This window comes from Rhodovarius crocodyli (assembly GCF_004005855.1).
GTDB lineage: Bacteria > Pseudomonadota > Alphaproteobacteria > Acetobacterales > Acetobacteraceae > Rhodovarius > Rhodovarius crocodyli.
In genome coordinates, this window is record NZ_SACL01000002.1 from 565,030 (window position 1) to 590,383 (window position 25,354).

Genomic DNA, 25,354 nt, shown 5'->3' on the forward strand with positions numbered 1-25,354 from the left:
CCGCGAAAAGCCGAACTCATTGGCGCGGGACGCGAAATCCCGGCAGAAGCGCCCCGAAACGGAGGCTTCGTCCCATGGTCTATTTCGCCGAACACCACACCGCCGGCCGGCATTTCCTGCAGATCCCCGGCCCCAGCAACGTGCCCGACCGCGTGCTGCGTGCGCTCGACAACCCGACGATGGACCATCGCGGCCCGGATTTCGGCAAGCTGGGCGCGCGGGTGCTGGAGAAGACCAAGAAGATCTTCAACACCGAAAGCCATGTGATCATCTACCCGGCCTCCGGCACCGGCGCCTGGGAAGCGGCGCTGGTGAACACGCTGTCGCCGGGCGACAAGGTGCTGATGTGCGAGACCGGCTGGTTCGCGCATCTGTGGGAGGAAATGGCCGGGCGCCTGGGCCTGCTCACCGAACTGCTCAAGACCGACTGGCGCCGCGGCGCGGATGTCGAGGGCATCGAGGCCCGGCTGCGCGCCGACAAGAACCACGAGATCAAGGCCGTCGCCGTGGTCCATAACGAGACCAGCACGGGGGCGACCAGCCGCATCAACGAGGTGCGGCGCGCGATCGACGCCGCCGGCCACCCGGCGCTGCTGCTGGTGGACACCATCTCCTCCCTGGGGTCGGTCGACTACCGCCACGACGAGTGGGGCGTGGATGTCACCGTCTCCGGTTCCCAGAAGGGGCTGATGCTGCCCCCGGGCCTGTCCTTCAACGCGGTCAGCGCCAAGGCGCTGAAGGCCAGCGAGACCGCGAAGCTCACCCGCAGCTTCTGGGACTGGAAGCCGATGATCGCCTCCAACGCGACCGGCTATTTCCCCTACACGCCGGCGACCAACATGCTCTACGCGCTGGATACCGCGCTCGACATGCTGTTCGAGGAAGGGCTGGACAATGTGTTCGCCCGCCATGACCGCCACGGTGAGGCGACGCGCCGCGCCGTGCGCGCCTGGGGGCTTGAGGTGCAGTGCGAGGATCCGCGCCACTACTCCCCGGTGCTGACGGCCGTGCGCCTGCCCGAGGGCCACAGCGCCAACGCGCTGCGCGCCACCATCCTCAAGAAGTTCAACATGTCGCTCGGCAACGGGCTCGGCCAGTTGAACGACCGGGTGTTCCGCATCGGGCACCTGGGCGATTTCGGGGACCTGCAGCTGGTGGGCACGCTGGGCGGGGTGGAGATGGGGCTCGCCGCCGCCGGCATCCCGCACAAGCCCGGGCTTGCCGCCGCCATGCAGTACCTGAACGGCAACGGCTGATGCGTGCGGCCGCGGCCGCACTGATCTGCCTGATACCGGGCGGCGCGTGGGCCCAGCAATCGCTGGGCCTTCCGCCGCCCGCTCCTGATTCGCCCTTTCTGTACGACCGCCAGGCGGCGGTGGTGGCCACCAGCAGCGGCTATGGCGCTTCCTTCAGCCAGGATGTGCGGGTGCGCTATGCGGAGCCCCTCTGGGGTGGCCGCGCCGCGATCCGCATAGAAACCCCGATGGTCTATGCACGGGTGGCCGGGGTGGCCGCCGCCGTGGGCCCCGATACCGACGCCACGGCGCATGACGGACCGCATTCCAGGCGCGGCCTGGCGGCGGGCGACGTCTCGGCGCGCCTCTCGGCCCTGCTCTGGGCGGGCGGCACCGGCGCCGTGCAGCTGTTCGCCGATATCTCCGCGCCCACCGGCAACGGCATGACCGGCGCCGCGCGCTTCATCGCCTCGCCCGGGCTTTCGGGCATCTGGTTTCCGTGGTCCCGCCTGGGCGTGGGGGCGCAGTACCGCCACTCCGCCGGCTTCGCTGGCAGTGCCGCCGCCCCGCGGGTGAACCTGGGCGAGCTGGATCTCTTCCTGTTCTGGCGGGTGCTGCCGGGGCGCGCCTGGCTGACGCTGAACCCGACCCAGCGCTTCGACATCGCACGCGGCGCCATGAGCGGCGGCACGCTGCGCCTGACCGCGGGCCTCAGGCTGGGCGAGAACGTCACCGCCTATGTGCGTCCCGGGCTGGGGGTGGGGCGCGACCGTCCCTATGGCTGGTCGGTCGAGACGGGCATCACCTTCAGCGGGCTGTAGCCGCGCCTCGTCGCTCGGTGGAACTTCTTGCAGGATTCCGGGGCGGCGCCACATCCAGCCCGATAAGGAGAATCCGATGATCGACCTGTATTCCTGGCCGACGCCCAACGGCCACAAGGTGCACATCATGCTGGAGGAGACGGGCATCCCCTATCGGGTGCACGGCGTCGACATCGGCAAGGGCGCGCAGTTCGAGGAAAGCTTCCTCAAGATCACCCCCAACCACCGCATCCCCGCCATCGTGGACCCCGATGGGCCGGGCGGCGACTTCGCGCTGTTCGAGAGCGGGGCGATCCTGATCTATCTGGCCGAGAAGGTGGACAGCCCGCTGCTGCCGCAGGACCCCGCCGCCCGCTACACCGCCCTGCAATGGCTGATGTTCCAGATGGGCGGGGTGGGGCCGATGTTCGGCCAGTACAACCACTTCGCGGCCTATGCGCCCGAGAAGCTGCCCTACGCCATCACGCGCTACACCAATGAGGTGGCGCGCCTGCACCGCGTGCTGGAGAAGCGGCTGTCGGAGAGCCCCTATCTGGCCGGGCCCGACTATTCCATCGCCGACATCGCGACCTTCCCCTGGATCCGCAACCCGGGCCGGCGCGGGATCGACCTGGCGGCCTATCCGGCGGTGCAGCGCTGGCATGATGCGATCGCGGCACGCCCGGCGGTGCAGCGCGGCGTCGAGGTGCTCTCCCAGAACCAGCGCACGGGCCCGCTGACGGACGAGGCGCGGGAGAACATGTTCGGCAGCAGGCAGTTTCAGCCCCGGTAAACGAATCGCTGCCTGCAAGCCCCTTCGGGCCAGGGATGGCTAAGATTTCACCCCGGCCCTCAATTCAGCACTTTACTTGCTTTTTTGCTCTTACTGACATTGGGGGAATAGCCTATCGAGCCGCTACGAAATGCTGCTAACCTCCCGGCGAGGCGTGGTGGCGGGATCGAGGACGGCCGTTAGCGGTGAGACTTCTGGAATACAGGACAGCCGGCGACGCCCAGCCCTCAGCGTGCAGCAGGGCGATAGCGCCAGACGCCACCGGGCGGAAAGTTCCGCCAGGTCCAGGCTTGGCGGCCGCCCTCGATTCCGTGCCTGCGGCGCGGCAGCGGCGAGGTGATGCAATAGCTCAGATGCAGAAAGCCGCGGCGCGGGCTGGCTTCCATCATGGCGCTGACGATGCGGCGCTGCTGCGCGTCGGGCAGCATCACCAGCGGGATGCCGCACACCACGTCGCCCACCGGGGGCGCGCCGGCCTGCTGCAGCACGCGCGGCAGCTCGAAGCCGTCGCCGCAGATGACGCGCACGCCGGGCAGGGCCTGGCGCAGGTGCTCGGCCATCTCGGGCACGATCTCGACCAGGATGAGCTTTTCGGGCGGGACGCCCGCCGCCAGCAGCGCGCGGGAAATCACGCCGGTGCCGGCGCCGAGCTCGACCACCACCTCATCGCCCTCATGTTCCGCCCGCTCCGCGATCATGCGGCTGAAGGTGGCCGAGGAAGGGATGATGCTGCCCATCTGCAGCGGGTTGGCGAGCCAGCGCCGGAAGAACAGGCCGCGATTGGCGACGCTGCCATGATCGTTCAGTTCGGGCTCGCTGAAGCTGGCGCCGGACATGGCATTCTCCGTGAAGGGATGCGCGCATGACCGCCCGCATCCTGGTGGTGGACGACATCGCTGCCAACCGCCGCCTGCTTGAGGCGAAGCTGCAGAGCGAGTTCTATGAGGTAGCCTTGGCCCAGAGCGGCGAGGAAGCCCTCAGGCAGGCTTCCGGCTGGTCTCCGGACATAATTCTTCTGGATGTCATGATGCCGGGCATGGACGGCTTCGAGACGTGCCGCAGGCTGAAGGCCGACCCGGCCCTGATGCACATCCCCGTCGTCATGGTCACCGCCCTGACCGAAGCGGCCGAGCGCGTGCGCGGCCTGGAGGCCGGAGCCGACGACTTCCTCTCCAAGCCCGTGGACGACGCCACGCTGTTCGCTCGGCTGCGCGCGCTGATGCGCGTGAAGCAGGTGCAGGATGCGTGGCGCCTGCGCGCCGAGACCGCCCGCGACCTGGGCTTCGAGGCGCCCGGCGCGCCCGACAGCGGCGTGGTCGGCGCCCATGCGCTGGTGCTGGGTGAGGAAAACGACGTTATCTCCACCGCGCTGCGCCAGGATGGCGTGCTGGTGGAATGCTTCGATGCCGTCGACGCCATCTGGCAGCGGCTGAACCAGGGCGGGGTGGATCTGGCCATCCTGTGCCTTCCGGCCGAGGGCGGGGATACGCTGCGCCTGGCATCGCGCCTGCGCGCCAACGGCGTGACCCGCGACGTGCCCGTCATCCTGGTCGCCCGGCCGGAGCAGAGGGCGCTGGTGCTGCGCGGCTTCGACATCGGCACCAACGACCATGTGCTGATGCCGGTGGACCCCAATGAGCTGCGCGCCCGCGTGCGCAACCAGATCCGCCGCAAGCGCTATCAGGACCGGCTGCGCGCCGAGCTGGACCGCAGCCTGGAGATGGCGGTGACCGACCCGCTGACCGGGCTGCGCAACCGCCGCTATGTCCGCCGCCACCTGGACGGGCTGCTGCGCGGCGGAGAGGTCGCGGTGCTGATGCTGGACCTGGACCGCTTCAAGCCCATCAACGACACCTGGGGCCACAATGTGGGTGACGCCGCCCTGCGGGAGATCGCCAACCGCCTGCGGGTGAACCTGCGTGCTTCGGATGTGGTGGCGCGCTGGGGTGGTGAGGAGTTCCTGGTCGTGATGGCCGGCGCCCCGCCCGAATACGCCATGCTGGTGGCCGAGCGCCTGCGCGAGGCCGTGGCCGATGAGCCCCTGCAGCTGGGCCCGGTCGAGATCAACGCGACCGTCAGCATCGGCGCGGCCGTGGCGCCCGCCGGCACCGATTCGGATGTGGTGATCGGCGCGGCCGATGCCGCGCTCTATCGCGCCAAGGCGGGCGGGCGGAATGCCGTGCGCATGGCCGATGCCGGCGACCTGGGCCGCCAGGCCGCCAACTGATCCACCGGAACGCTGAACAGCAAAAAGCCGGCGTAGGTCACCCCGCGCCGGCCCGTTCCGCGCTGGCGCGGAATTACTTGATCTTGGCTTCCTTGTAGACCACGTGCTTGCGCACGACCGGGTCGTACTTCTTCAGCTCGAGCTTGCCGGTGGCCGTGCGGGCGTTCTTCTTCGTGACGTAGAAGTGGCCGGTCTCGGCGCTGCTCACCAGCTTGATCTGGATGGTGTTGGATTTGGCCATGGGTCGGGTCCGATCAGTGCAGTCTGCAAATGAATTTGCCGCGGGAGGGACCCACGGAACGTGGCGGCCTCAATGATACAGCCGCGCCCCGGGGTCAAGCCTTTCCTGGCCGTCGCCTGCCGGTTTTGAAGGGTTTGCCTGCTCTGGCCCCCGGTTTGCCGCGGTGTCCGCCCGAAGGGCGCAGCTGGAACTGCAGGCTGCCGGTCAGGGCATTGGCCTCCCGCAGGGCCACTTCCACCTCGTCACCCAGGGAGAATCGCATCCCCGTGCGCTTGCCCACCAGGGCCATGCCGGTGCCGTCTTCCTCCCACCGGTCATCCGGCAGGGCGGAGAAGGGGACGAGGCCCGAGGCGCCCGTCTCCTCCACCGTCACGAACATGCCGAAGCGCGTGACGCCCGAGATGCGGGCGGGGAAGACCTCTCCCTGCCGTCCGGCCATGAAGGCCGCCAGGTAGCGGTCCACCGCGTCGCGCTCGGCCAGGGCGGCCCGGCGCTCGGTCAGGGTGATGTGCTCCCCGGTGTCGGGCATGGTGGTGGCCTCGGCCTCCGTGATGCCGTCCTTGCCGAGCTTGAGGCCACGGATCAGCGCGCGATGCACCAGCAGGTCGGCATAGCGGCGGATCGGGCTGGTGAAGTGGGCGTAGCGGGCCAGGGCCAGGCCGAAATGGCCGATATTGTCGGGCTCATAGGCCGCCTGGCTCTGGCTGCGCAGCATCACCTCATGGGTCAGGCGCTCATGCGGCTCGCCCTTCACCTTGGTCAGGGCATGGGCTAGGTTCTTGGGCAGCAGCCGGTCGCCCTGGGGCAGGCTGATGTCGAACTGGGCCAGGAACTGCCGCAGCCCCTCCAGCTTCTGGTCCGAGGGGCGGTCGTGCACGCGGTACATGCAGGGCTGGGACAGGCGCTCCAGCTCCTCCGCCGCGCAGACATTGGCGGCGACCATGAATTCCTCGATCAGCCGGTGCGAGTCGAGCCGCGCGCGCGGACGCACGGAGGAGACCTCGCCCTTGTCGTTCAGCACGACCTTGCGCTCGGGGATGTCCAGGTCGAGCGTGCCGCGCCGCAGCCGGTCGGCCAGCAGCGCCTGGAAGGCGCCGTAGAGCCTGGCGATATGGCCCGGGGCGAGCCCGGCCGGGTCGGTGCCGGCATCCTGGGCTTCCTGCGCCTGCTCATAGGTCAGGCGGGCCGCGCTGCGCATCAGGCCGCGCCCGAAGCGGTGACGGCGCTTGGTGCCGGACTTGTCGAACTCCATCTCCACGAACAGGCAGCCGCGATCCTCGTTCGGGCGCAGGCTGCACCAGCCGTTGGACAGCTGCTCGGGCAGCATGGGCACCACGCGGTCGGGGAAATACACGCTGTTGCCGCGCCGGCGGGCATCCCGGTCCAGCGCGGAGCCGGGCGTCACGTAATGGGCCACGTCCGCGATCGCGACCATCACCTTCCAGCCGTCTTCCAGCGGCTCGGCATAGACCGCGTCGTCGAAGTCGCGCGCGTCCTCGCCGTCGATGGTGATCAGCGGGATGGGGCGCAGATCCTCGCGCGACTTGCTGATCCGCACGCCGCGCGCCTTCTCGGCCTGGGCCACGGCCTCGGGGTCGAAATCCACCGGGATGCCGTGGGCGTGGATGCAGATCAGCGAGACCGACTTGGCCTGGCCCAGCTGGCCCAGCACCTCGACCACCCGCACCGGGCGCGGGCCGAAATGCCGGCCGGGGGAGGCGATGGGCTCGGCCAGGATGATCTCGCCCTCGGCGGCCGCCCCCTGGGCGATGGACCAGGTGGATTTGTTGCGCCGGTCGGTCGGGATCAGCAGCCCGCCCTCGACCACGCCGAGGATCTTCGCGTTGTCGCGCGCCTCGATGCGCTTGAAGGTGCGGCCCTCATACTTGCCGCCCCCGATGGGCCGGATGCGGGCCAGCACCCGGTCGCCCGGGGCCAGGGCGGGCTGGCCGCGCTGTTCGGGGCGCATATAGACCAGCGGCGCCTGGCCCTCGCCCTGCCAGCCCACGGGGCGGGCCAGCGGGTCGCCCTCGGTGTCGGTGCCGAATACCTCGACCATGCACATGTCGGGCAGGGTCTGGCGCTTGTGCAGCGGTGCCTCGACGCTGCGCCGCCCGGCGGGCGCGACCGTTCCCTCGGCCTTCAGCGAGCGGATGACGTCGCGCAGTTCGCCGCGCTGGTCCGGGCGCAGGTTGAAGGCGCGCGAGATCTCGGTCGTGCGCATCTTGCCCGGCGCATTGGCCAGGAACTTCCTGAGCTCGGCGGCCGACGGCACCTGGGCCATGGGCGGTGCGCCCTCCGGCGGGGCCACCCGCAGGCGGCGCGGCGCGATCTCGCGCTGCTGCTCGCGCGGGCGCTCGGCGGGTGCGGCGGCCTTGGGCTTGCCGCCCTTGAAGGCGCGCTTGGAGTGCTCCACCGCCTTAGGGGGGCGCTTCTCGCCGCTGACGGGCTTGCTGGCGCGGGCCAGGGCGGCGCGTGCCGCCTTCTTTCCCTTGATCGGTGGGCCCTTGCGCGTCACGCCTTTTTCGCCGCCGGCTTCTTGGCGGCGGCCTTCTTCGCCGCCGGGGCCTTGGTGGCCGCGGCCTTCTTGGCAGGGGCCTTCTTGGGCGCGGCTTCCGCCTTGGGGGCGGCCGCCTTCTTCGCCGGTGCCGCCTTCTTGCCCTTGGCGCCCTTCATGGGCGGCAGGTCCTTGCCCTTCTCGGCCAGCAGCGTCACCGCCTCGGCCAGGGTGATGGCTTCCATCTCCATGCCGCGGGGCATGTTGGCCACGCGCTTGTTGTGCATGATGAAGGGGCCGAAGCGGCCGCGCCGCACCTCCACCTTCTCGCCATCGGCCGGGTGGTCGCCCAGCGTGATGCCGCGCGGCTTGGCATCCGCCAGCAGCGCCACGGCCCGGTTCAGGCCGAGCGACAGGATGTCGTCGTCCCTGTCCAGCGACTTCGACAGCGCGCCCATGGTGATATAGGGCCCGAAGCGGCCGAGATGGGCCGTGATCTCCTCACCCGTGTCGGGGTGCATGCCCACGATGCGCGGCATGGACAGCAGGGCCAACGCCCGCTCCAGCGTCATCTGCTCGGGGTCCATGTTGCGGGCCAGGCTGGCGCGGCGGGGCTTGGTGGGCTTGCCCTTCTCATCCACCCCGCCCTCGCCGAGCTGGACATAGATGCCATAGGGGCCGCGCCGCATCGTGACCTTCTCGCCGGTCTCGGGATGCTCGCCCAGCTCACGGATGCCGTCGGCCAGCGGGCCGGTCGCGTCGCCATCGGCGCCGGGCACGGCCAGGGGCCGCGTGTAGCGGCATTCGGGATAGTTGGAGCAGCCGATGAAGGCGCCCGTGCGACCCAGCCGCAGCCCCAGCCGCCCCGCCCCGCAGGACGGGCAGGCGCGCGGGTCTTTCCCGTCATCCGCGACAGGGAAGAAATGCGGGCCCAGCTCCTCATCGAGACGGTCGATGACGTCGCTGATCTTGAGGTCCTTGGTCTCGTCGATCGCTGAGGAGAAGGCTTCCCAGAACGCCCGCATCACCGCCCGCCAATCGGCCTTGCCGTCCGAGATCTCGTCGAGCTGTTCCTCGAGGCCGGCGGTGAAGCCCGTGTCCACATAGCGTTCGAAATAGGCGACCAGGAAGGCCGTCACGAGCCGCCCACGGTCCTGCGGCACGAAGCGGCGCTTATCCAGCGTCACATACTCGCGGTCCTGCAGCACCTGCAGGATGGAGGCGTAGGTGGAGGGACGCCCGATGCCGAGCTCCTCCATCCGCTTCACCAGGCTGGCCTCGGAAAAACGCGGCGGCGGCTGGGTGAAGTGCTGGCTGGCGGTCACGTCGCCGGTCTTCACCGCATCCTTCTCGCGCATCGGCGGCAGGGTGCGGTTCTCGTCGTCGTCATCGGCGGGCGCGTCGTCGCGGTCCTCGCGGTACAGCTTCAGGAAGCCGTCGAAGGCGATGACGGAGCCCGTGGCGCGCATCCTGGTGCGGCCCGTGGGCTCGATCAGCTCGGCCACGGTCTGGTCCAGCTCGGCGGACTGCATCTGGCTGGCGACCGCGCGCTTCCAGATCAGCTCATACAGCTTGCGCTGCTGATCGCTGAGGTAGCGCGCGACATCGGCCGGCGTGCGGGAGACATCGGTGGGGCGGACGGCCTCGTGCGCCTCCTGGGCGTTCTTGGCCTTGGAGGTGTATTCGCGCGGCGCGCCGGGCAGGTAGTCGGGGCCGAACTCGCCCTTCACATGGTCGCGGATGGCCATGATGGCCTCTCGCGCCATCGAGACGCCGTCGGTTCGCATATAGGTGATCAGGCCGACGGTCTCGCCGCCGATCTCGACACCTTCATACAGCTGCTGCGCGGTGCGCATGGTCAGCTGCGCGCCGAAACCCAGCTTGCGGCTGGCTTCCTGCTGCAGGGTGGAGGTGGTGAAGGGGGCGGGCGGGTTGCGGCGGACGCGCTTCTTCTCGACCGAACCGACCGAGAACTGCCCGGCCTCCACCGCGCGCTTGGCGACATTGGCCAGCGCCTCGTTGTTCAGGTCGAACTGATCGAGCTTGCGGCCCTCGTGATGGGTCAGGCGCGCCAGGAAGGGGGCGCCCAGCGGCGTGGCGAAGCGGCCCTCCACCGTCCAGTATTCCCGCGCCTTGAAGGCCTCGATCTCGGCCTCGCGCTCGCAGATCAGCCGCAGCGCGACCGACTGCACGCGGCCGGCGGACTTGCTGCCGGGCAGCTTGCGCCACAGCACGGGCGACAGCGAGAAGCCCACCAGATAGTCCAGCGCGCGGCGGGCCAGATAGGCCTCGATCAGCGGGGTATCCAGCTGGCGGGGGTTGGCGATGGCGTGCTGGACGGCGCGCTTCGTGATCTCGTTGAAGGTGACGCGGCTGACTTCCACGCCCTTCAGCGCGCCGTCGCGCGCCAGCATGTCCTTCACATGCCAGGAAATCGCCTCGCCCTCGCGATCCGGGTCAGTGGCCAGGTAGAGGTGGCGCGCGCCCTTCAGGGCCTTGGCGATGGCCTGGACCTGCTTGCGGCCGCGGTCATCGGCCTCCCAGTCCATCGCGAAGTCTTCCTCCGGCCGCACGGAGCCGTCCTTGGGCGGCAGGTCGCGCACATGGCCGAAGCTGGCGAGAACGGTAAAACCGCTTCCCAGATACTTGTTGATGGTCTTGGCCTTTGCGGGGCTTTCGACGACGAGGACGTCAGGCATCAAGCGTTCCAGATGGGAGAAGGCAGCTGGGGCTTTCAGGCCCTGGCCACCCGGTTCCCCGAGAGTGTTTGCACGCGCCCCTCCAGCTCCAGGTCGAGCAGGATGGCACGCAGTTCCGGCACCGATAGCTGGCAGCGGCGGGCCAGATCGTCAACCGAGACCGCGTCGGTGCCTAGTAACTCAATGATTTGCAATGTGTCCGGCGGGGCGCCCGAGGCCTCGGGCGGCGCCTCCGGCGGCTGGTCGGGCAGGTGGCGGGCGGAAAACAGCGGTGCGTCCGAGGGCGCTTCGGGCAGGTGTTCCAGGATGTCGGCGGCGGTTTCGGTCAGGCGCGCGCCCTGGCGCAGCAGGTCGTTCGGGCCCCGCGCGCGGGGCTCCAGCGGGTGGCCGGGGATGGCGAAGATCTCCCGCCCGTATTCGAGGCCCAGGCGGGCGGTGATGAGGGTGCCCGACTTCGCCATGGCCTCCACGATCACGATGCCGAGCGACAGCCCCGCCACCAGCCGGTTGCGGCGGGGGAAGTGGCGGGCCAGCGGCGCGGTGCCGAGCGGCGCCTCGGTGATGACCGCGCCGCCGCGCTCCAGGATGCGGGCCTGCAGGGGCGCGTTCTCGGGCGGGTAGGGCTTGTCGAGGCCGCCGGCGACCGCCGCGATGGTCGGGCCCGCGCCGGAAATCGCGCCTTCATGCGCCGCGGCGTCGATGCCGCGCGCCAGGCCGGAGACGACGCACAGCCCCTCCCGCGCCAGGTCGCGGGCCAGGATCTCCGCGATGCGGCGCCCGGCCAGCGTGGCGTTGCGCGCGCCCACGATGGCCACGGCCTTGGGGGCGAAGGCTTCCTCATAGCCAAGGCAGGACAGCACGGGCGGCGCGTCGGGAATGGTGGCCAGCAGGGCGGGGTAGCCGGGCTGGCCCAGGAACAGGAAGCGCCCGCCGAGCCGGTCGGTCGCGTCCCACTCGCGCGCCGCCTCATCGGCCTCGGCGGGCCGATAGCGGTCCGGGTGGCGCGACAGCGCGCCCAGGGCGGCCTCGGCCCCGCCGAAACGGTCGAGCAGCTTGCGGAAGGTCTGGGGGCCGATGCCCTCCCCCCGGGCGAGGCGCAGGCGGGCCAGCGCCTCGGCGTGCTTCACTTCCCTTTGCCGATCCGGGGCTCGGTGCCCGCGATCAGGCGGCGGATATTGGCGCTGTGCCGCCAGGCGACGAACAAGGCCAGCACCAGGGCGAACAGCGCCAGGTTCATGTCACCCGCCAGCAGCGCGACGATGGGGGCTGCGGCGCAGGCGACGAGGGCCGAGGCGGAGGAGATGCGCGTGAGAAAGGCCGTGGCCAGCCAGACGCCCGCCACGATCAGCCCCATCCACCAGGCGGCGGCCAGCAGCACGCCGGCGGCAGTGGCCACGCCCTTGCCGCCCTTGAAGCCCAGCCACACCGGGTAGCAATGGCTGACGACGGCGGCGAGGCCCGCCAGCAGCCCGGCATCGCGGCCCCACAGGTACTGGCAGACCAGCAGGGCGATCACACCCTTCAGCACGTCCAGCACCAGCGTGGCGGCCGCCACCTTCTTGTTGCCCGTGCGCAGCACATTGGTGGCGCCGATGCTGCCGCTGCCGATGGTGCGGACATCGCCCAGCCCCGCCGCGCGGGTCAGGATCAGCCCGAAGGGGATGGAGCCCAGCGCCGCGCCGATCAGCAGGGACAGCAGGTAGCTCACGCGCCGAACACCTTGCGGCCGGCCTTGAAGGTGGCCAGCACCTTGCCTTCCAGCGCGCGGCCGTCGAAGGGGGTGTTCTGCGCCTTGCCGGGCAGCTGGCCGTCCTTCACCTGCCAGCCGCGCCGCAGGTCGAACAGCATCAGGTCGGCGGCCGCCCCCTCCTTCAGCGCACCGGCCTCGATGCCCAGCAGCTTCGCGGGCTTGCAGGTCAGCAGGGCCAGCGCCTCCAGCAGCGTGACATCGCCGCCGTGATAGCGCGCCAGCGTGACCGAGAGCAGCGTGGCCAGCCCCGCGCCGCCGGCCTCGGCCTGCAGGAAGGGCAGGCGCTTGTCGTCGGCATCGCGCGGCTGGTGGTCGCTGACCACGGCGTCGATCGTGCCGTCGGCCAGCGCCGCCGCCACCGCCAGGCGCTCGCTTTCCGGGCGCAGCGGCGGGCTGAGCTTGGCATAGCTGCGATAGCCGGTGATCGCCGTCTCGTTCAGGTCGAAATAGGGGGGCGCGGTGTCGCAGGTCACGCGCAGCCCCTCGGCCTTGGCGGCACGGATGAGGTCGAGCGCGGCACCCGTCGAGACGCGGGAGAAATGCACATGCCCGCCCGAGAGCCTGGCCAGCGCGATATCGCGCGCCACCATCATGGATTCGGCCAGCATCGGGATGCCCGGCAGGCCGAGCCGGGTGGCGAGCTCGCCCTCCGTCGCCACGCCGCCGGCGGCGAGCGTCGGCTCCTCCGGGTGCTGGATGATGAAGGTGCCGAAGGCGCGCGCGTAGCCCAGCGCAAGCCGCATCGTGCGCGGGCTGGCGATGGCCCGGCCGGCATCGGTGAAGGCCACGGCCCCTGCCTCACGCAGCAGGCCGAATTCCGAGATCTCCTTGCCCTGCAGCCCCCGCGTGGCGGCGCCGAAGGGGTGGATGGTCAGGCTGCCGGTCGCCTCACCCTGGCGGGCGACGAAATGGATCAGGGCGGCATCGTCCAGCACGGGGCTGGTATCGGGCAGGGCGCAGAGCGTGGTGATGCCGCCCGCCGCCGCCGCGCGCGCGGCCGAGGCGATGGTCTCGCGGTGCTCGGCGCCGGGCTCACCCAGGCTGGCGCGCATGTCCACAAGGCCGGGCGCCAGGCAGGCGCCCCCGGCATCGAGCGTGGGCACGCCCTCGGCCGGCGCGCCGGTGAGCGAGGCGATCCTGCCGTCGCGGATCAGCAGCGAGCCCTGGGCATCGAGCCCCGTCGCCGGGTCCAGCAGCCGGGCATTGGTGATCAGCAGGTCGGTCATGCCAGGGGCTTCTCCATGAACACACGGCGGAACCCGGCACCCTCGGCGCGATGGGTCTCGACATAGCCGTGCCGCGCATACAGCGCGATGTTCGTCGTCATCAGTTCATTGGTGTAGAGGCGGATGCGCGTGTAGCCGCGCCGCCTGGCCTCATCCTCGGCGAAGGCCATCAAGGTCAGGCCATGCCCGCGCCCCTGGCTGCCGGTGGCCACCGCGATGTTGTCCAGCAGCAGCGCGCCGTCGTCATCCTCCAGCACCAGCGCGCCTTCGAGGCCGTGCCCGGTCTCCAGCAGCCAGGCCTGGCCGGCGGCGATGCGCGCGGGGTAGTCGTCGGTCATCGGGAACGGCTCGCGTCCGATGACGGGCACCCAACGGGCATAGGCCTCGCGCACCAGGCTGCGCATGGCCTCTGCCTCATGCGGAAGGGCAGGGCGGATCATGCGTTGCGCCGCAGGTTGCGGGCCAGCACGTCCAGCACCGCCATGCGCATCGCCACACCCATCTCCACCTGCTCACCGATCACGCTGCGGGTGGGGTCGTCGGCCACCGCGCTGTCGATCTCGATGCCGCGGTTCATCGGGCCGGGATGCATCACGATGGCGTCGGGCTTGGCATAGGACAGCTTCTCGTGATCCAGCCCGTAGAAGCGGAAGAACTCGCGCGCCGAGGGGATCAGCCCGCCCGCCATGCGCTCCTTCTGCAGGCGCAGCATCATCACCACGTCCGCCCCCGCCAGCCCCTTGCGCATGTCATGGAACACCGTGACGCCCAGGCGATCCACATCCGTGGGCAGCAGCGTGGGCGGCGCGATCAGCCGCACCTCCGCGCCCATGGCCGACAGCAGGTGGATGTTGCTGCGCGCCACGCGGGAATAGGTGATGTCGCCGCAGATCGCGACCACCAGCCCATGCAGGTCGCCCTTGTGGCGGCGGATCGTCAGCGCATCCAGCAGCGCCTGGGTCGGGTGCTCATGCGTGCCGTCGCCCGCATTAATCACCGCGGCCGAGACCTTCTGCGCCAGCAGCGCCGGCGCGCCGGACTGCGCATGCCGCACCACCAGCAGATCCGTGTTCATCGCATTCAGCGTTGAAGCCGTGTCGAGCAGCGTCTCGCCCTTGTTCACGCTGGACTGGGCGACCGACATGTTGATCACATCCGCCCCCAGCCGCTTGCCCGCCAACTCGAAGCTGGTGCGGGTGCGGGTGCTGTCCTCGAAGAACAGATTGATGAGGGTGCGGCCCTTCAGCAGATCCCGCTGCGTCTTACCCTGGCGGTTCAGCAGGGCATAACTCTCGGCCAGATCCAGCAACGCCTGGATATGCGGCGGCTCCAACCCCTCGATCGCAAGCAGATGGCCCTCAGGGAGAATAGGATAAGAGAAGCTCACGGCGCGAATCCTGCTCTGGGCAAACTTCCGCCTCTTACTCCCCAGGCGGCCCCGGGGCCAGAGGCGGGAAGCTGCCCGGTGGGTGCGTTGGGGGCCGGGGCGGAACCGGGGGCTTCACCCCCGGCCCCCGACCAGGGCTTTGCCCTGGACCCACCAAAGGCCGGGAGGCCTTTGGAAACCGGGAGCTGAAAGTTTGGAGAAGGGGCTCCGAACGCCCTTTGACCCGAAGCGCCTTTGCTGCCCCTTCTCCAAACTTTCAGAAGCCTCACGGGGGTCCAGGGGCCCCAGGCTCCTGGCGGGGTGCAGGGGCAGCGCCCCTGCGCGGGGGTCTGGGGGCAAGGCCCCCGGTTCCGCCCTGGCCGCCCGGCGCAACTACCCGGGCAGTGTCCCCGCCGTGGCGTCCAGGGCCGCCTGCAGGGTGTAGGCGGCCGCGGCGGCGTCCACTACTTCGGCGCGGCGCTTCCGTGTCGTGTCCATTTCCTGGATCAGCATGCGGTTGACGGCGGAGGAGGAGAGGCGTTCGTCCCACAGGGCCACGGGCAGGCCTGTCTGCTGGCCCATGGCGGTGGCCCAGTCCTTGGCGGCCTGGGCGGCGGGCCCGAAGCTGCCGTCCATGCTCAGCGGCAGGCCGACGAGCAGCCCGCCCACGCCTTCCTTCTTCGCGATGGCCTTGATCTCAAGGGCGTTGGCCGAGAGCTTGCCGCGCTTGAGACCGCCGTAGGGGGTGGCCAGCATGAGCATCACGTCGGTCAGCGCGAGGCCGATGGTTTTGGAGCCCGGGTCGATGCCCAGGATGCGGTCGCCTCTCGGCAGGGTTGCGCGTAGCTGCGCCATGGTGAACAACGCCATTCTTCACCCGTTACCTGAGGGACAGACCGCTGTCATGAGCGTGGACACCGCGGCGATCCGCCGCATCGCGAAACTCGCCCGTATTCATGTGGAGGAGGAGGCCCTGCCGGGTCTCGCTGCCGAGTTCAATGGCATCCTGCAATGGATCGAGCAATTGCAGCAGGTGGACACCTCGGGCGTGGAGCCCATGGCGGGCGGCGGGGCCACGGCCCTGCGCTGGCGCGCTGATGAGGTGACTGACGGTGCCCAGGCCGAGCGCGTGCTGGCCAACGCCCCCGAGCGTGAGGGCGAATATTTCTCCGTGCCGAAGGTGGTGGAATGACCCGGCTCACTGACTTTACGCTGGCCCAGGCGCGGGATGCGCTGAAGGCCCGCTCGATTTCCGCGCGTGAGCTGACCCAGGCCTATCTGGACGGCATCGCGGCGCTGAACCCGCGCATCAACGCCTATATTACGGTGACGCCGGAGCTGGCGCTGGCGCAGGCCGATGCCTCCGACGCCAAGCTCGCGGCCGGGCAGGGCGGTTCGCTGGAGGGCATTCCCCTCGGCATCAAGGACCTGTTCTGCACCGAGGGCGTGAGGACGACCGCGGCCAGCCGCATCCTGGGCGAGTTCACGCCGCCTTATGAGAGCACGGTCAGCGGCAACCTGAAGCGTGACGGCGGCATCTTCCTGGGCAAGCTGAACCTGGACGAGTTCGCCATGGGCAGCAGCAACGCCACCAGCGCCTTCGGGCCGGTGGAGAACCCCTGGTCGCGCGCCAATGACCCGGCGAAGCGCCTGGTGCCGGGTGGTTCCTCGGGTGGTTCGGCGGCGGCGATCGCGGCGCGGCTCGCGCTGGGGACGACGGCGACCGACACAGGTGGGTCGATCCGCCAGCCCGCGGCCTTCTGCGGCGTGGCGGGCATCAAGCCGACCTATGGGCGCTGCTCGCGCTTCGGCGTGGTGGCGTTTGCGTCCAGCCTGGACCAGGCCGGGCCGATCGCGCGCGACGTGACCGACTGCGCGCTGATGCTGAACTCCATGGCCGGTTTCGACCCCAAGGACTCCACCAGCGTCGACATCGCGGTGCCGGATTTCGCGGCGGCCGTGGCGCGCGGCGTGAAGGGCCTGCGCATCGGCATCCCGCGCGAGTTCCGCATGGACGGCATGCCGGCCGAGATCGAGGCGCTGTGGCAGCAGGGCATCGCCTGGCTGAAGGCGGAGGGGGCGAGCATCGTCGACATCTCCCTGCCGCACACGAAATACGCGCTGCCGACCTATTACATCGTGGCGCCGGCCGAGGCGTCCTCCAACCTCGCCCGCTATGACGGCGTGCGCTTCGGCGCGCGGGAGAAGGGCGCGGATCTGGTCGAGCTGTATGAGAAGACCCGTGCCGCCGGCTTCGGCGCCGAGGTGCGGCGCCGCATCATGATCGGCACCTATGTGCTCAGCGCCGGCTATTACGACGCCTATTACCTGAAGGCGCAGCAGGTGCGGGCGCTGATCAAGCGCGACTTCGACCTGGCCTGGGAGAAGTGCGACGCGATCCTGACGCCGGCGACGCCCTCGGCCGCCTTCGGCCTGGACGAGAAGCACGACGACCCGGTGGCGATGTACCTGAACGACGTGTTCACGGTGACGGCCAATTTGGCGGGCATTCCGGGCATGGCGGTGCCGGCGGGCCTCGATGCCAACGGGCTGCCCCTGGCGCTGCAGGTGCTGGGCAAGCCCTTCGATGAGGAAACCGTCTTTGCCGTCTCGGGCGCCGTCGAGCGCGCGGCCGGCTTCAAGGCAACCCCGCAGGTGATGGCATGAGCTATACGCTGGAGGGCAAGACCGGCCCCTGGGAAATCGTGGTCGGCCTGGAAGTGCACGCCCAGGTCATCAGCAATTCCAAGCTGTTCTCCGGTGCGGCGACCGCCTTCGGCGCCGAGCCGAACAGCCAGGTCAGCTTCATCGATGCCGGCTTCCCCGGCATGCTGCCGACCATCAACGAGGTCTGCATCGCCCAGGCGGTGCGCACCGGCCTCGGCCTGAAGGCCGAGATCAACCTGTGGTCGCGCTTCGACCGCAAGAACTACTTCTATGCCGATCTGCCGCAGGGCTATCAGATCAGCCAGTTCGCCCACCCCATCGTGGGCAAGGGCGAGATCGAGGTGAGCCTCGCGGATGGTTCCACCAAGATGATCGGCATCACCCGCCTGCATCTGGAACAGGATGCCGGCAAGTCGATCCATGACCAGCACCCGTCCAAATCCTTCATCGACCTGAACCGGTCGGGCGTGGCGCTGATGGAAATCGTGTCGGAACCCGACATGCGTTCCCCGGAGGAAGCCGGCGCCTATCTGACCAAGCTGCGGCAGATCCTGCGTTACCTCGGCACCTGCGACGGCAACATGGACGAAGGTTCCATGCGCGCCGACGTGAACGTCTCGGTCCGCAAGGCGGGCGAGGGCTTCCGGACCCGCTGCGAGGTGAAGAACGTCAACTCGATCCGCTTCGTCATGCAGGCGGTCGAGGCAGAGGCGCTGCGCCAGATCGAGGTGTGGGAAGCGGGCGGCACGGTCGATCAGGAAACCCGCCTGTTCGACACCAACCGTGGCGTGACGCGCAGCATGCGCAGCAAGGAAGACGCGCATGACTACCGCTACTTCCCCGACCCCGACCTGCCCCCGCTGGTGCTGGAGCAGTCCTGGGTGGACGCGCTGAAGGCGAGCCTGCCGGAACTGCCGGACGAGCGCCGCGCGCGCTACCTGGCGCTCGGCCTCACGCCCTATGACGTGCATGTGCTGACGCTGGAGAAGGAGACGGCCGTCTTCTTCGAAACCGTCGCGAAGGGCCGCGACGCCAAGCTGGCCGCCAACTGGGTGACGGGCGACTTCTTCGCAGCCCTCAACCGGCTGAAACGCGACATCAGCGACCCGCCGGTGACGGCGGAGCATCTGGGCGAGCTGCTCGACCTGCTCTCGGACAACACGATCAGCGGCAAGCTGGCCAAGGACGTGTTCGAGATCATGATCGAGACCGGCAAGTCCCCGCTGGTGCTGGTCGAGGAACGCGGCCTGAAGCAGGTGACCGACACCGGCGCGATCGAGAAGGTGATCGCCGAGGTGATGGCCGCCAATGAGGGCAAGGTGGCGGAATACCGCTCCGGCAAGGACAAGCTGTTCGGCTTCTTCGTGGGTCAGACCATGAAGGCCTCGGGCGGCAAGGCCAACCCGGCCATGGTGAACGAGCTGCTGAAGAAGATGCTGGCCTGATGGGCAAGCTGATCCATTCCATGATCCGTGTGCTGGAGGAGGCCCGCTCGGTCTCCTTCTACCGGGAGGCCTTCGGCCTCTCGGTCGCGCAGCGGCTGGAATTCGACAGCTTCACCCTGGTCTATCTCTCGAACCCCGAGACGGCGTTCGAGCTGGAGTTGACCATCAACAAGGGCCGCACCGAGCCGTATGCGCTGGGCGACGGCTACGGGCATCTCGCGGTGTCGGTGGATGACGTTGACGCCGAGCATGCGCGCTTTGCCGCCGCCGGGCTGAACCCCGGCAAGCTGGTGAGCTTCGAGCGCGACGGGGCGCTGTTCGCGAAGTTCTTCTTCGTGAGCGACCCGGACGGCTACAAGATCGAGGTGCTGCAGAGGCACGGACGGTTTCTGTAGGGCTCGGCGCTACCTTCCGGCCAATTCGACGCGTTGTTCAGCGATTATTCGGATTCCGCCGGTAATCGGGGCGTTCAGTCACAGGGAACGCCCCGAATGAACAGCCAAGACAATCGCCTTGCCGTGTTCAACATTACCCAGGACGACCTCGCGACGTTGCGGAGCCTGGCCGGCTATGCGCGGGACAGGCTGCCCGCTCTGCTGCAGGAACTGCACCCCAGCTTCGCGCCCTGGCCCGAGATCCAGCGTGCCCTGGCCTTGCCTGAGGTGCACAGCGCCCGCGTGTCGCACTGGTGCCGGGTGGTGTCGGGGGATGTGGGGGCGGGGTTTCAGGAATCGGCCCATACGCTGGCCTCCCTGTTCTATGCCCATGGCGTGCCGGCCTATGCGGTGGCGATCTGCCACGCCAGCGTGATGAACGGCATCCTGGCGGATATGGGGCTGGCCGAGGAAGCGCCGCGCGGCTGGTTCGGCCGCCGGCCCGGCGGCGCGCCCATCCGGGCCGCGCTGAACAAGGGTGCCTGGTTCGATCTGGAACTGCTGCTGGAAACCTATGCCGCCGCCGAGCAGACCAGCCGCCGCGCCGCGCTGACCAGCATGGCCGAGGCCATCGAGCGCGAAGCCGGCGATGCGGTGGCCCAGGTGGGCGCCCTGACCGGGCAGATGGCGGAAACCGCGCAGGGCCTGTCCGCCACGGCCGGCCGCACCGGCCATGATGCCGACCAGGCCGCCCTGGCCGCCCGGCAGACGCGGGAGACCGCCGACCAGGTCGCCGATGCAGCGGAGGCACTGACCCATTCCATCGACAGCATCGTCCGCCAGGTGGGCGCATCGACCGATGCGGCGCGGCGGGCCGTCTCCGCCGGCCAGGGCGCGCGCCAGGGCATCCAGGCCATGTCCCAGCAGGCCGAGGAGATCGGCAAGGTCGCGGACCTGATCGGCGACATCGCCGCCCGCACCAACCTGCTGGCGCTGAACGCCACCATCGAGGCCGCCCGCGCGGGCGATGCCGGCAAGGGCTTCGCGGTGGTCGCCAGCGAGGTGAAGCAGCTTGCGACCCAGACCGCGCAATCCACCGCCGCCATCGCGCGCCAGATCGAGGCCGTGCGCCAGGCCACCACCAATGCCGCCGAGGAGGTGGGCCAGGTGGTCGGGCTGATCAGCGAGATCGACGCCACCATCGCCGCCGTGGCCGCCGCCGTGGCGGAACAGGGAGAGGCCACCGCCGCCATCGGGCGCAGCGTGCTGGACACGGCCGGTGCCGCCACGCGCATGAGCGAGCTGACCGAGGACGTGCGCGCCGCCGCCGGCGAGACCGACCGCCAGTCGGGTTCCGTGCGGCAGACCGCCGCGGCCCTGGATGGCGCCGTGCGGGACCTGCGCCAGACCGTGGTGCGGGTGGTCCGCACCTCGACCCGGGAGGTCGATCGCCGGCAGAACGAACGCGTCGATTGCGAGCTGCCGGCCGAACTGCGCATCGGCGGCGACAGCCGGCGGGTGCAGGTGGTCAATCTCTCCGTCAGCGGCGCGCTGATCGCCGGGGCGCCTGCGGCCCCGCGTGACACCGCGGGTGTGCTGGCCTTCGCCGGCAGCTCATTCCCCTGCCGGGTTGTCACGGTGCGCGACGGCCGGCTGGTGGTGCGCCTGACGCCTGACGACGCGCAGCTGGGCCTGATACAGCGCCTGCTGCACCAGGCCAGGGCAGCCTGACCCCTCAGCCCGGCTGCCGGGCGCAGCGGCGCAGGAAGCGCAGCACCGCCGCTTCCTCGGGCCGCAGCGCGGGGCCCTTGCCGCCAGGCCGGCGCAGCGTGATCCGCAGCTTGCCCTCGGCATGGTGCTCGAGCACGGCGGGGTGGATGTAGCATTTGCGGCAGATGGTGGGGGTGTTGCCCAGCCGGGCGGAGGTCCGCGCGATCGCCTCCTTGGCCTGGGCGCGCGTCATGCCGATGCCGGTGGCGGCGGGCATCGCCGCCAGCTCCAGCGCGGCCAGCACCGTGCCGGCCCAGGTGCGGAAATCCTTGGCCGTCACGTCCTCGCCCGTGATCTCGCGCAGATACCCGTTCACATCGGCCGACCCCACCGATTGCAGCCCGCCATCCTCGTCGCGGTACTGGAACAGCGCCTGGCCCGGCAGGTCCTGGCAATGGCGCAGGATCCGCGCGATGCGCCGGTCCTGCAGCCGCACCCGCCAGGGCTTGCCGCCCTTGCCGGTGAAGTGGAAGCGCATCTCGCCACCCTTCACGTCCAGGTGCCGGTTGCGCAGGGTGGTCAGGCCGAAGCTCTTGTTCAGCCGGGCGTATTCCTCATTGCCCACCCGCGCCAGCGTCGCTTCCAGCAGCCAGACCACGGTGGCCAGCACCTTCTCGCGCGGCAGGCCGGGGCGGGCGATATCGGCCAGCACCCGCTCGCGCAGGGCGGGCAGGCCACGGGCGAAGTGCAGCAGCCGGGTGAATTTGTTGCCGTCGCGCGCCGCCCGCCAATCCGGGTGATAGCGGTACTGGCGGCGCCCGCGCGCGTCCCGCCCCGTGGCCTGCAGGTGCCCGTCAGCGGTCGCGCAGATCCAGACATCGGTATAGGCGGGCGGCACGGCCAGCCTGCGGATGCGCTCCAGCGCGGCCTTGCCCCGGATCAGCCGCCCCCGGGCATCGCGATAGGTGAAGGCGCCGGGCATCCCCTCGCGCCGGATGCCGGGTTCCTCGGCGGAGACATAACGCAGGCCGGCCGCTTCGCCATCGCTGTGGGACATGGCGGCCAAACGCGGCGCCGCCCGGGTGGGTTGCCGCGCGGCCGCCGCCGGAGGAGGCTCGCGGCAAAGCGGAGGAAGCCAGCGATGCGCCTGTTTCACGCGCCCGGATCACCCTATGCCCGCATCGCCCGCATGGCGGTGATCGAGCTGGGCCTGGAGGATCGCGTCACGGTCACCGAGACGACGCTGCGCGACCCCGCCTCCGACCTGCTGCCTTACAACCCGCTGGGGCGCGTGCCGGCGCTGCTGCTGCCCGGCGGCATCACGGTCACGGAAACCACCCCGGTGCTGATGATGCTGGATGCGCTGGTGGAGCCCGCGCGCCGACTGCTGCCGGGGCCGGAGCGGCCGGGGCTGCTCGCGGCCTATGGCCGGGCGCTGGGCTTCATCGACGGCATCGCGGTGTGGAACCGGGAACTGCGCCGGCCGGCCTGCGAACGCTCGCCCGGCGTCATCGCGCTGGAGGAGGCGCGGGCGGAACGGGCGGCGGATGCGCTGGAGGCCGATGTGCGCGACGGTGGCTTCGCGTGCCGCGATGCCGGCTGGCTCGCCCTGGTCTCGGCGCTGGGGTACTGCGAGCGGCGCCACACGGCCTTTGCATGGGGCAAAGGGCGCCCGGCGCTGCGGGCGCTGTTCGAGGCCGCGGCCGGCCGCCCCTGCGTGGCGCGGACGGTGCCGCCCGCCGGGATGGGCAGTGCCGCGCCCGCCCTCAGTCGCTGAACACGCTGGCCAGCGCCTTGCTCAGCGCCGCGGCATCGAAGGGCTTGCGCACCTGCGGGCGCTTCTTGTGCGCCTCGGGGAAGGAGATGCTGTCGGCGTAGCCCGACAGGAATATGAAGGGGATGCCCCTTTCGGCCAGCGCGTCGGCGACGGGGAAGCTCGTCTCCTGGCCCAGGTTCACGTCCAGCACCGCGAAGCCGATATCGCCCTTGGCGATCACCTCCAGCGAGCGGCGGACGCTGGAGGCCAGCACCACCCCCTCGCAGCCCATGGAACGCAGCGTCATCTCGCTGTCCATGGCGATGATGACGTTGTCCTCCACCACCAGGCCGCGGCCGGGGGGGAAGGTCAGCCCGCCCTTGCGCGCGCGCTCCGCGGCCCGGCGGGCCCCCGCGCCGGTCAGGCGGGCCATGTGCTCGGGCGCCACGCGCAGCGTCATCCTGAGCCCGTCCAGGCGGAAATCCTGATCCACCGTGCCGCCCAGGTCATGGGCGACGGTGCGGCCGATCAGGACGGCGCCGAAGCCGCCATCCTTGGGCGCCTGTACCGGCGGGCCGCCGCTCTCGACCCATTCCAGGGTCAGCCAGCCCGCCTCGTCCAGCGTGCTCCTGACGGACAGACGGCCGGTCTGGGTGTGCAGCGCGCCGTACTTGGCGGAGTTGGTCGTCAGCTCATGGATGACGAGCGCCATGGCCGAGAAGCTCTGCGGCTTCAGCCCGACATCCTCGCCCTCGATGACCACCCGTCCGGGGCTATCGGCACCGAAGGCCGTGGTCTCGGTCTCGATCAGCTCGAACAGCGAGCCCGAGCTCCAGTCCCGCGCCGTCAGCTGGTCATGCGCGCGGGCCAGCGCCTGCACGCGGTGGTCGAAGACCTCGACGAAATCCTCGGCGGAGCGGTCGGTGTCCACCTGGCGGATCAGGCCGCGGATCAGCCCCAGGATGTTGCGCACCCGGTGGTTCAGCTCGCCGATCAGCAGTTCCTGGCGCTGGCGGGCGGCCTTGCGCTCATTCTCCAGCAGGTCGGCATGCTTCAGGATGACTTCGAGCAGGCTGACGCGCAGCCCTTCGGCCAGGCGGCGCTGCGCCAGGGTCCAGGGCTCGCTCTGGCCGCGCGCGGTCTCGCGCCACAGCTCGAAGCTCTCACGCGGGGTCAGCCGCGCGCCGAGCGGGCCGACCGTCACGGGCTTTTCCGGATTGCCCGCCCAGCGGATCTCGCGCTCCACCTCCTTGCGGAAGAACACCAGATAGTCGCGCGGCCGGCGGGAGACGGGGATGGCCATCATGCCGGAGGCACGCTCGGCGAAGGCCTTGGCGCGGGGGAAGATCCGGCTCAGCTCATGCGTCACCTGGATGCTGCCGGCGGCGGTGCGGCGGTTCAGGAAGTCCACCAGCTCCAGGAACTGCATGCGGTCGGGCGCGTGGCGCCACAGCCGGATCTTGCCGTCCACGATCATGCCGATGCCGTCGCACTCGACCAGCGCGCACATCTCGGGGAACAGATCCGTCAGCTGGGACACCGGGCCCTCCTGCGGGCCCACCATGCGCAGCACCTTGCTGTGGAAGTCGAGCGCGCGCCGCTCGGCCTCCATCTCGCTGTCGCGGATCTGGGCATCGAGGGCGAGGGAGAACACGCGGCCCACCAGTTCGGTGGCGGTGCGCACGTTCAGCGGCACGCGGCGCGGCGAGTAGTGGTGGCAGGCGATCAGCCCCCAGAGCTTCCCGCGCAGCATGATCGACACCGACATGGAGGCGCAGACCCCCATGTTGCGCAGGTATTCCAGATGGATGGGCGAGACCGAGCGCAGCACGGAGTTGGACAGGTCGATCGGCATGCCGTCTGGCGCCGAGAGCGGCAGGATGGCGTGGGAGGGGCCATCCACGTCGGCGATGATGCGGATCGGGTTGCGCTTGTACAGCTCCCTCGCCTGGCGGGGGATGTCGGAGGCCGGGTAGCGCTGGCCGAGGAAGGAATCGATCCCGTGCTGGCGCGCCTCCGCGATCACCTCGCCGCTCTCGTCGTGCAGGAAGCGATAGATCATCACCCGGTCGAAGCCGGTCAGCGCCATCACCAGCTGGGCGGCGGTGTCGTGCAGTTTCTCGATGGAGGGGGCGGCGTGCAGGCGCTGGACGATGCGCCGGACCATCGAATCATTGCTCTCGGGGCCCGCGCGCGCGGGTTCGCACTCGATGATGATCAGGTCGCCCGCCATATGCAGCGCGACGTCGCACATCTCCCCGCCCGCGTGGATGGAGAGATCGAAGACGCGCTCCACATCATCGGCGCCCGAGAGCAGGTTCAGGTGCTCGCGCAGCGTGGCCAGGAATTCGGGTGAGACGTGATTGGCGATCGGCTGGCCGATCAGCGCGCCCGCGGGCTGGTGCAGCCATTCGCCCGCATTCTCGGACACATATTGCACGATCCAGTCGGTGGAGGTGGCGATCAGCAGGCCGAAGCCCTGGATGCGGCCCAGGCGATGGATGGGTTCGCGGTCGCAATTGGTCAGGTCGACGGCGGGGACCGGGATGGTGGATTCCAAAGGCATGA

At 70.0% G+C, this 25,354-nt stretch carries 22 protein-coding genes; 10 read left to right on the forward strand and 12 right to left on the reverse strand.

Annotation, left to right across the window (positions count from 1 at the left end):
• The first annotated feature begins 74 nt into the window (after positions 1-74).
• The 3 genes from EOD42_RS08680 to EOD42_RS08690 all read left to right on the forward strand — a co-directional run bounded on the left by EOD42_RS08680 (position 75) and on the right by EOD42_RS08690 (position 2,828).
• Positions 75-1,256: a pyridoxal-phosphate-dependent aminotransferase family protein gene (locus EOD42_RS08680; protein WP_127787085.1), complete on the forward strand. Its 1,182-nt coding sequence runs from the start codon at positions 75-77 to the stop codon at positions 1,254-1,256.
• A complete protein-coding gene (locus EOD42_RS08685) occupies positions 1,256-2,056 on the forward strand; it encodes a hypothetical protein (protein ID WP_127787086.1) in 801 nt (266 codons plus the stop codon). Before EOD42_RS08680 ends, EOD42_RS08685 begins: the two co-directional genes overlap by 1 nt.
• 76 nt (positions 2,057-2,132) lie before the next feature.
• The gene (locus tag EOD42_RS08690) at positions 2,133-2,828 is read left to right on the forward strand and encodes a glutathione S-transferase family protein (protein ID WP_127787087.1); all 696 of its coding nucleotides are present in this window, start codon (positions 2,133-2,135) and stop codon (positions 2,826-2,828) included.
• A gap of 227 nt (positions 2,829-3,055) precedes the next feature.
• On the opposite strand, the gene EOD42_RS08695 is transcribed toward EOD42_RS08690, so the two are convergent.
• A complete protein-coding gene (locus tag EOD42_RS08695; RefSeq protein ID WP_127787088.1) occupies positions 3,056-3,664 on the reverse strand; it encodes a class I SAM-dependent methyltransferase in 609 nt (202 codons plus the stop codon).
• Between the two features lie 26 nt (positions 3,665-3,690).
• Between EOD42_RS08695 and EOD42_RS08700 the strand changes: the two genes are divergently transcribed.
• Positions 3,691-5,055, forward strand: a complete 1,365-nt coding sequence (locus EOD42_RS08700; protein WP_127787089.1) for a PleD family two-component system response regulator — start codon at positions 3,691-3,693, stop codon at positions 5,053-5,055.
• A 73-nt stretch (positions 5,056-5,128) separates the two neighbouring features.
• Here the strand turns inward: EOD42_RS08700 and rpmG are convergent, their stop codons facing one another.
• The 9 genes from rpmG to ruvX form a co-directional block, all read right to left on the reverse strand.
• Complete coding sequence (rpmG, locus tag EOD42_RS08705) at positions 5,129-5,296, reverse strand: 50S ribosomal protein L33 (RefSeq protein ID WP_127787090.1); 168 nt, start codon at positions 5,294-5,296, stop codon at positions 5,129-5,131.
• Positions 5,297-5,390: 94 nt separating this feature from the next.
• Entirely contained in the window at positions 5,391-7,814 is a 2,424-nt protein-coding gene (gene rnr / locus EOD42_RS08710) for a ribonuclease R (protein ID WP_240655075.1), read from the reverse strand.
• Positions 7,811-10,492, reverse strand: coding sequence for a type I DNA topoisomerase (gene topA, locus EOD42_RS08715; protein ID WP_127787091.1), 2,682 nt, complete (start codon positions 10,490-10,492; stop codon positions 7,811-7,813). Before topA ends, rnr begins: the two co-directional genes overlap by 4 nt.
• A gap of 35 nt (positions 10,493-10,527) precedes the next feature.
• A complete protein-coding gene (dprA, locus tag EOD42_RS08720; protein WP_127787092.1) occupies positions 10,528-11,619 on the reverse strand; it encodes a DNA-processing protein DprA in 1,092 nt (363 codons plus the stop codon).
• A complete protein-coding gene (plsY, locus tag EOD42_RS08725; protein WP_127787093.1) occupies positions 11,616-12,200 on the reverse strand; it encodes a glycerol-3-phosphate 1-O-acyltransferase PlsY in 585 nt (194 codons plus the stop codon). The genes dprA and plsY overlap by 4 nt, the downstream gene beginning before the upstream one ends.
• Positions 12,197-13,468 carry a dihydroorotase gene (gene pyrC, locus EOD42_RS08730; RefSeq protein WP_127787094.1) on the reverse strand — a complete coding sequence of 424 codons (1,272 nt, stop codon included), beginning with the start codon at positions 13,466-13,468 and terminating at the stop codon, positions 12,197-12,199. Before pyrC ends, plsY begins: the two co-directional genes overlap by 4 nt.
• Positions 13,465-13,908 carry a GNAT family N-acetyltransferase gene (locus EOD42_RS08735; protein WP_127787095.1) on the reverse strand — a complete coding sequence of 148 codons (444 nt, stop codon included), beginning with the start codon at positions 13,906-13,908 and terminating at the stop codon, positions 13,465-13,467. The genes pyrC and EOD42_RS08735 overlap by 4 nt, the downstream gene beginning before the upstream one ends.
• Complete coding sequence (locus EOD42_RS08740; protein WP_240655078.1) at positions 13,905-14,855, reverse strand: aspartate carbamoyltransferase catalytic subunit; 951 nt, start codon at positions 14,853-14,855, stop codon at positions 13,905-13,907. Before EOD42_RS08740 ends, EOD42_RS08735 begins: the two co-directional genes overlap by 4 nt.
• A gap of 372 nt (positions 14,856-15,227) precedes the next feature.
• Positions 15,228-15,704, reverse strand: coding sequence for a Holliday junction resolvase RuvX (gene ruvX, locus EOD42_RS08745; protein ID WP_127787096.1), 477 nt, complete (start codon positions 15,702-15,704; stop codon positions 15,228-15,230).
• 34 nt (positions 15,705-15,738) lie between these two features.
• Here ruvX and gatC point away from each other — a divergent pair, with 34 nt between their 5' ends.
• The 5 genes from gatC to EOD42_RS08770 all read left to right on the forward strand — a co-directional run bounded on the left by gatC (position 15,739) and on the right by EOD42_RS08770 (position 21,051).
• A complete protein-coding gene (gene gatC, locus EOD42_RS08750) occupies positions 15,739-16,026 on the forward strand; it encodes an Asp-tRNA(Asn)/Glu-tRNA(Gln) amidotransferase subunit GatC (protein ID WP_127787097.1) in 288 nt (95 codons plus the stop codon).
• A complete protein-coding gene (gatA, locus tag EOD42_RS08755) occupies positions 16,023-17,501 on the forward strand; it encodes an Asp-tRNA(Asn)/Glu-tRNA(Gln) amidotransferase subunit GatA (protein ID WP_127787098.1) in 1,479 nt (492 codons plus the stop codon). The genes gatC and gatA overlap by 4 nt, the downstream gene beginning before the upstream one ends.
• Complete coding sequence (gene gatB, locus EOD42_RS08760; protein ID WP_127787099.1) at positions 17,498-18,946, forward strand: Asp-tRNA(Asn)/Glu-tRNA(Gln) amidotransferase subunit GatB; 1,449 nt, start codon at positions 17,498-17,500, stop codon at positions 18,944-18,946. The genes gatA and gatB overlap by 4 nt, the downstream gene beginning before the upstream one ends.
• Positions 18,946-19,341, forward strand: coding sequence for a VOC family protein (locus tag EOD42_RS08765; protein WP_127787100.1), 396 nt, complete (start codon positions 18,946-18,948; stop codon positions 19,339-19,341). Before gatB ends, EOD42_RS08765 begins: the two co-directional genes overlap by 1 nt.
• Before the next feature lie 96 nt (positions 19,342-19,437).
• Positions 19,438-21,051 (forward strand): methyl-accepting chemotaxis protein, encoded by a 1,614-nt coding sequence (locus EOD42_RS08770; protein WP_127787101.1) that lies wholly within the window; start codon positions 19,438-19,440, stop codon positions 21,049-21,051.
• 4 nt (positions 21,052-21,055) lie between these two features.
• Here EOD42_RS08770 and EOD42_RS08775 read toward each other — a convergent pair whose 3' ends face one another.
• Positions 21,056-22,087, reverse strand: coding sequence for a DNA topoisomerase IB (locus EOD42_RS08775; protein ID WP_127787102.1), 1,032 nt, complete (start codon positions 22,085-22,087; stop codon positions 21,056-21,058).
• 84 nt (positions 22,088-22,171) lie between these two features.
• On the opposite strand from EOD42_RS08775, the gene EOD42_RS08780 reads away from it, so the two are divergent.
• Positions 22,172-22,807, forward strand: a complete 636-nt coding sequence (locus EOD42_RS08780; protein ID WP_127787103.1) for a glutathione S-transferase family protein — start codon at positions 22,172-22,174, stop codon at positions 22,805-22,807.
• Here EOD42_RS08780 and EOD42_RS08785 read toward each other — a convergent pair.
• Positions 22,797-25,352, reverse strand: a complete 2,556-nt coding sequence (locus EOD42_RS08785; RefSeq protein WP_127787104.1) for an HWE histidine kinase domain-containing protein — start codon at positions 25,350-25,352, stop codon at positions 22,797-22,799. The two genes, EOD42_RS08780 and EOD42_RS08785, sit on opposite strands and share 11 nt — an antisense overlap.
• Positions 25,353-25,354 lie beyond the last annotated feature (2 nt).